The sequence below is a fragment of the Streptomyces sp. NPDC054847 genome (genome assembly GCF_053610925.1).
The window spans coordinates 1-5,930 of the sequence record NZ_JBSGZJ010000445.1; the positions used below are offsets into that span (position 1 = coordinate 1).

Genomic DNA, 5,930 nt, shown 5'->3' on the forward strand with positions numbered 1-5,930 from the left:
CCGCACGGCTGTGGCTGCGTGAGGTGCTTCCCGAGGAGGCGCGGCAGATCGCCGCGGGCGCGGACGCCGGACTGAACTGGCTGGGCGGCGCGCCGAGCGAGCAGACCCGTGTCGCGGCCCGCATGCTCGACAGGGCGGCCGGTGCCGGCGCGCATGTGGCCGCCTGGGGCATGTATCTGCTGTTCCGGGCCGAGGACGCCCTGATCGTCGGCGCGATGGGCTTCCACGGGCCGCCCTGCGACGGCAGCGTCGAGATCGGCTTCGACCTCGCCGAGCAGGCCCGCGGCCACGGCTACGCCACCGAGGCGCTGGGCGAGCTGGCCCACTGGGCGCTGGGCAGGAGCGGGGTGAGCACGGTGGTCGCCACGACCACCGAGGACAACACCAAGTCCCAGCACGTCATGCGGCGGGCGGGCTTCGAGCTGCTGGACGGGCGCGACGCCGAGGGGCTGCTCGTCTTCCGGCTCTCCCGCTGAACCGGCGCCCCCGGCCCCTTTCTTTGTGACGTTCCGACGAACCGAAGGCACAACACCCGAGGAGCATGGTGTCCCGTCCACTGAGCACCGGGTCCGTCACCGCGGACACCGCCGCCGAGCCCCTCCCCCAGCCGTACGCCTATGCCCGGCACGAGGCGGTGGAGCCGGACTGGCGCCGGTTCCCGGGCTGGCGGCACGTCACGGACGAGCAGTGGCGCGATCCGCAGTGGCAGCGCGCGCACTGCGTCAAGGGTGTGAAGGACCTGGCCCGGGTCGCCGGCGGCGGCCTGGACGACGCGTTCTACGCCGATCTGGAGGCCGACCAGCGCGAGCACGCGACGATGCCCGTCCTGCTGACGCCGCACGTGCTGAACACGATGGCGCCGCACACGGCCGTTCGGACGGCCGCCTGGTACGAGGACCCGGTGCGCCGCTACATGCTGCCGCTGGCCTCCGACCGGCATCCGCTGTGGCCGAGTCATCCGCTGGCCTCCCGCGACTCGCTGCACGAGGCGGAGATGTGGGCGGTGGAGGGGCTCACCCACCGCTATCCGACGAAGGTCCTGGCCGAGCTGGTGACCACCTGCCCGCAGTACTGCGGGCACTGCACCCGGATGGATCTGGTGGGCACCTCCACGCCGCAGATCACCAAGTACCGCTTCGTGCTGCGTCCGGCCGACCGTCTGGACCGCATGATCGAGTATCTGCGGGCGACGCCGTCGGTCCGCGACGTGGTCGTCTCCGGCGGGGATGTGGCCAACGTGCCCTGGCCGCGCCTGGCGTCGTTCGTCGACCGGCTCCTCGAGCTGGACTCGGTGCGCGACATCCGGCTGGCCAGCAAGGGGCTGGTGGGCCTGCCGCAGCACTGGCTGGCCGGTCAGGTCCTCGACGGTGTCGCCGCGCTGTCCGCCAAGGCACGGGAGCGCGGTGTGTCGCTGGCCCTGCACACCCACGCCAACGCCGCCCAGCAGATCACGCCGCTGGTCGCAGAGGCGTCGCGGGCGCTGCTCGGGGCCGGTCTGCGGGACGTGCGCAACCAGGGCGTGCTGCTGGACGGGGTCAACGCCACGCCCGAGGCGCTGCTCGACCTGTGCTTCGCGCTGCTGGATTCGGCGCAGGTCATGCCGTACTACTTCTACCTCTGCGACATGGTCCCCGGCGCCGAGCACTGGCGGCTTCCGCTGGAGCGCACCCAGGCGCTGCAGCGTTCGATCATGGGCTATCTGCCCGGGTTCGCCACGCCGCGGCTGGTGTGCGACGTGCCGTACGTCGGCAAGCGGTGGGTGGACCAGGTGGACGGCTACGACCGTGAGCGCGGGATCTCGTCGTGGACGAAGAACTACCGTACGACGCTCGACCAGGACGACCCGGCCGGTCTGGAGCGGGTGCACCACTACTACGACCCGGTGCACACGCTGCCCGAGAGCGGCCGGCAGTGGTGGACGAGCGCCAGTGCCCTGATCTGCGGGGCGTCATGAACGGCCCCGGGGCGCAGGCCTGTTCGCCGCTGGGGCTGCACCGGGTGATCGAACCGCGCGGGGTGCTGCCGCAGGCGGCGCTGCGGCTGGACACCGACCCGCGGCCGGCGGCGGACGAGGTCCGTGTCGCGGTGGAGTGCCTGAACCTCGACGCCGCGTCGCTGCGGCAGCTGCGCGAGAGGCACCACGGCGACGGCGACGCGATACGGGCGTACGTGTGCGAACTGGTGCGTGAGCGGGGCAAGATGCACAACCCGGTGACCGGCTCCGGCGGCATGCTGATCGGCACCGTCGCCGCGTGCGGGCCCCGTTCGCCGCTGGGGCTGCGGGTGGGCGACCGGGTGGCCACGCTGGTGTCGCTGACGCTGACCCCGCTCGTGATCACCGACGGGCTGCGTGACTGGGACGGGCTGAGCGAACGGGTGCCGGCCCGCGGCCACGCGATCCTGTTCGGCCGGTCGATCGCCGCGCGGCTGCCCGGTGACCTGCCCGACCCGCTGGCCCTGTCGGTGTTGGACGTGTGCGGCGCGCCCGCCTTGACCGGCCGGGTCGTCGCCTCGTACGCGCGGCGCGGCCGTGCCCCTTCGGTGCTGGTGCTCGGCGCGTCCGGCAAGTCCGGGTCGCTGTCGCTGGCGGCCGCCCGACGGGCCGGCGCGGGGCGGGTGACCGGGGTGGTGCCGGATGCGGCGGAGGAGACGGCGCTGACAGCCGCCGGCCTCGCCGACACGGTGGTGCGGGCCGACGCCAGGGACGCTCTGGCCGTGCGCTCGGCGCTGGAGCGGCACGGCGGTGAGGCCGATGTGACGGTCGTGTGCACCGATGTGGCCGGCTGCGAGCACGCCGCGATCCTGGCCACGGCGGACGGCGGTTCGGTCGTCTTCTTCTCGATGGCGACCTCCTTCAGCGCGGCGGCCCTCGGCGCGGAGGGCATGGCCCGCGACGTGACGATGCTGATCGGCAACGGCTACCAGCCCGGGCACCACACCCTCGCGCTGGACCTGGTGCGCCAGGAGCCGGGCGTACGGGCCCTGTTCGACCGGACCCGCGGCCCCGCGCGGGCAGGGGCGGGGGCCGTGCGATGACCTCGGCGACGGCTCCGGTGCCGACGACCGCCGTGGCGGGGAAGCTCGGCCTCGACGCCCGCACGGTGGCCCGTGCCCGTGCGCTGGCGGCCCGCGCAGGCGGGCCCGTCGTCGAACTCGCCCGCACCCGCACCACCGTGTCGGTGGAGCGCGCCACGCTGCGGCTGGCCGGGCTGGACGGCGCGGACGCCGAAGGCATCCCGTGGGTGAACCGGCTCGTCGACGCGGTGGCCGACACCGTGGGCCTGGAGCACGGGGTGTGCCTGCCGGTGTGGGACGCGCTGCGCGGCGGCCGGTACCGGGACCTGGCCGACCTGGCGGCCTGCGCGGCTGCCCGCACGGTGCGCTTCCGCCTCCCGGACGGGGCGGCCGCCGAGGCGGCGGCCGGCGCGGCACGCAGGGCGGTGGCCGGCGGGATCGGCGTCATCGACGCCCGGCGTGCGGAGCGGGAGCGGATGGCGGGCCGGTGGGGAAATCCGCCCGCGCCGTGGATCTATCTGATCGTGGCGACCGGCGACATCCACGAGGACATCCGGCAGGCACGGGCCGCGGCCCGCGGCGGCGCGGACGTCATCGCGGTGATCCGCTCGACGGGCCAGTCGCTGCTGGACTACGTACCCCAGGGCGCCACCCGCGAAGGGTTCGCCGGCACGTACGCCACCCGGGAGAACTTCCGGCTGATGCGCGCCGCGCTGGACGAGGTGTCGGCCGAGGTGGGCCGCTACATCCGGCTGACGAACTACGCGTCCGGGCTGTGCATGCCCGAGATCGCGGCACTGGCGGGCCTGGAGCGGCTCGACATGATGCTCAACGACTCGATGTACGGGATCCTGTTCCGCGACATCAACCCGGTGCGCACCTTCGTCGACCAGCGGTTCTCCCGGCAGCTGCACGCCCGGGCGGGCATCGTCATCAACACCGGCGAGGACAACTACCTCACCACCGCCGACGCGGTCGACGCCGCGCACACGGTGACCGCCAGTCAGCTGCTGAACGAGTACTTCGCCAAGGAGGCGGGGCTCGCCGACGGGCAGCTGGGGCTGGGGCACGCCTTCGAGATCGACCCGGAGCGGCCCGAGTCGTTCCGGCTGGAGCTGGCGCACGCCCTGCTGGCGCGTGAGGTGTTTCCCGACGCGCCGCTCAAGTGGATGCCGCCGACGCGGCACATGAGCGGCGACGTGTTCCGCGGCTACCTCCTCAACGGCTTCTTCAACCTGGCCGGGGCGCTGACCGGGCAGAGCATCCTGCTGGTCGGGATGATGACGGAGGCCGTCGTCACGCCGCTGATCGCCGACCGCGACCTGGCGCTGCGCAATGTGCGCTACGTGCTCGGGGCGGCGGGTTCGCTGGCGGAGGACTTCCGTCCCGCCGCGGACGGGTTCATCGTCCGCCGCGCCCATCAGGTCCTCGACGAGGCCGTCGCACTGCTGGAGCGGATCTGCAACCGGGGCCTGCTGGAGGCGATCGGGCAGGGCACGTTCGGCGGGATGCGGCGCCCGGCCGGCGGCGGGCGCGGCGCGGACGGCGTGGTGCCCCGCGCGCCCGGCTACCGCAATCCGGCCCTGGAGCTCCTGGACCGACCGCACGAGACCGACCGCGACACGAGCGAGGCGATATGAGCATCCCGTTCCCGGCCGCCGGCGCGGTCCGGCCCTACGGCGACACCCCCGACGACGGCATGGTGCAGCTGTCGTTCACCCTGCCCCTGCCGCACGGTCCGCGCGCCGAGGGCGCGGCCCTCCAGCTGGCCGGCCGCATGGGCATGGAGCGCCCGCTGCTGGTGCACAGCACCGCGGTCGGCGGCACCGACTTCAGTTTCTTCGTCGTCTACGGGGCCGTCACCCACGCGGTGGACCTGGACGAGGTCACCGTGGCCGAACGCGACTATCCGCTGCTGTCGGCCAAGGAGGCCGACCAGGTGGTGGCCGGCCGGCTGGGCCGCCGGCTGGTGGTGATCGGCGCCTGCATCGGCACCGACGCGCACACCGTCGGCATCGACGCGATCCTCAACATCAAGGGCTTCGCGGGCGAGAAGGGCCTCGAGTACTACAAGCAGCTTCGGGTCATCAACCTGGGCGCGCAGGTCCCGGTCGGTGACCTGGTGCGCGCGGCACGCGCCGAGCGGGCGGACGCCGTGCTGGTGTCCCAGGCCGTCACCCAGAAGGACGCCCACCTGACCAATGTGCGTGAGCTGAGCGCCGAGCTGCGGGCCGAGTTCGCCGACGACGAGCGGCCCCTGCTGGTGGTGGGCGGGCCCCGGTTCGACGCACGGTCGGCGCAGACCCTGGGCGCGGACCGCGTCTTCGGCCGCGGCACCACCCCGGGCGACGTCGCCAGCTACCTGGTGCACGCTCTGGCCGTCGCACCGCCGCGCGCCGCCGGCTCCGCCGGTGCCGATGTTCCTGCCGTTCCTGCTCGCTCCGCGGGTTCTGCGGGTTCTGCGGGTTCTGCGGGTTCTGCGGGTTCTGCGGGTTCTGCGGGTTCTGCTGTTCCTGCTGTTCCTGCTGGTTCTGATGGTTCTGCTGTTCTCCAGGGCGTCGGTTGAACCGTCGACCCGCAACCGCCCCTTGAGGAGGGTCCTTTGAACGCCTACACCGGCGAAAATCCCGGCACACCGCCCGACCTCGACCGGCTCACCGGCGACGTGGGCGCCCTGCTGGACGTCCTGGGCCTGACCGGGGCCGCCGCCGAGCAGCCGGCCGACCGCATCGACACCCGCTTCGCCGCCACCGCCGCCCGCAACGCCGCCCGCACGGCGGCCGTGGACGCGGACGGCGACGTCACCTACCTCGAACTCGAGTGCCTCGCCGACGACATCGCCCGCCGCCTCGAGGGCCGCACCGGACCGGGCCGGCTGGTGGCCCTTCGGGTGGCCCGCAGCCGCTGGGCGCCCG

The 5,930-nt window shown here is 73.7% G+C and carries 6 protein-coding genes; all 6 read left to right on the top strand.

Going from position 1 to position 5,930, the window contains the following annotated elements:
* Positions 1-476, top strand: a 476-nt coding sequence (locus ACWGH4_RS29595) for a GNAT family N-acetyltransferase (RefSeq protein WP_453466331.1), incomplete at its 5' end; no start/stop codon positions are given.
* A gap of 68 nt (positions 477-544) precedes the next feature.
* Complete coding sequence (locus ACWGH4_RS29600) at positions 545-1,954, top strand: KamA family radical SAM protein (protein ID WP_453466333.1); 1,410 nt, start codon at positions 545-547, stop codon at positions 1,952-1,954.
* The gene (gene kdd, locus ACWGH4_RS29605) at positions 1,951-3,036 is read left to right on the top strand and encodes an L-erythro-3,5-diaminohexanoate dehydrogenase (RefSeq protein WP_453466335.1); all 1,086 of its coding nucleotides are present in this window, start codon (positions 1,951-1,953) and stop codon (positions 3,034-3,036) included. The genes ACWGH4_RS29600 and kdd overlap by 4 nt, the downstream gene beginning before the upstream one ends.
* The gene (gene kamD, locus ACWGH4_RS29610) at positions 3,033-4,655 is read left to right on the top strand and encodes a lysine 5,6-aminomutase subunit alpha (protein ID WP_453466337.1); all 1,623 of its coding nucleotides are present in this window, start codon (positions 3,033-3,035) and stop codon (positions 4,653-4,655) included. The genes kdd and kamD overlap by 4 nt, the downstream gene beginning before the upstream one ends.
* Positions 4,652-5,581: a lysine 5,6-aminomutase subunit beta gene (gene kamE / locus ACWGH4_RS29615; RefSeq protein ID WP_453466339.1), complete on the top strand. Its 930-nt coding sequence runs from the start codon at positions 4,652-4,654 to the stop codon at positions 5,579-5,581. The genes kamD and kamE overlap by 4 nt, the downstream gene beginning before the upstream one ends.
* Before the next feature lie 36 nt (positions 5,582-5,617).
* Positions 5,618-5,930: hypothetical protein (locus tag ACWGH4_RS29620; RefSeq protein ID WP_453466341.1), on the top strand; the 313-nt coding region annotated here is incomplete at its 3' end.

What these genes read in the sequence shown, in the direction of transcription:
- kdd (WP_453466335.1), top strand. Translation starts at nt 1,951, where the DNA reads ATGAACGGCCCCGGGGCGCAGGCCTGTTCGCCGCTGGGGCTGCACCGG.
- kamD (WP_453466337.1), top strand. Translation starts at nt 3,033, where the DNA reads ATGACCTCGGCGACGGCTCCGGTGCCGACGACCGCCGTGGCGGGGAAG.
- kamE (WP_453466339.1), top strand. Translation starts at nt 4,652, where the DNA reads ATGAGCATCCCGTTCCCGGCCGCCGGCGCGGTCCGGCCCTACGGCGAC.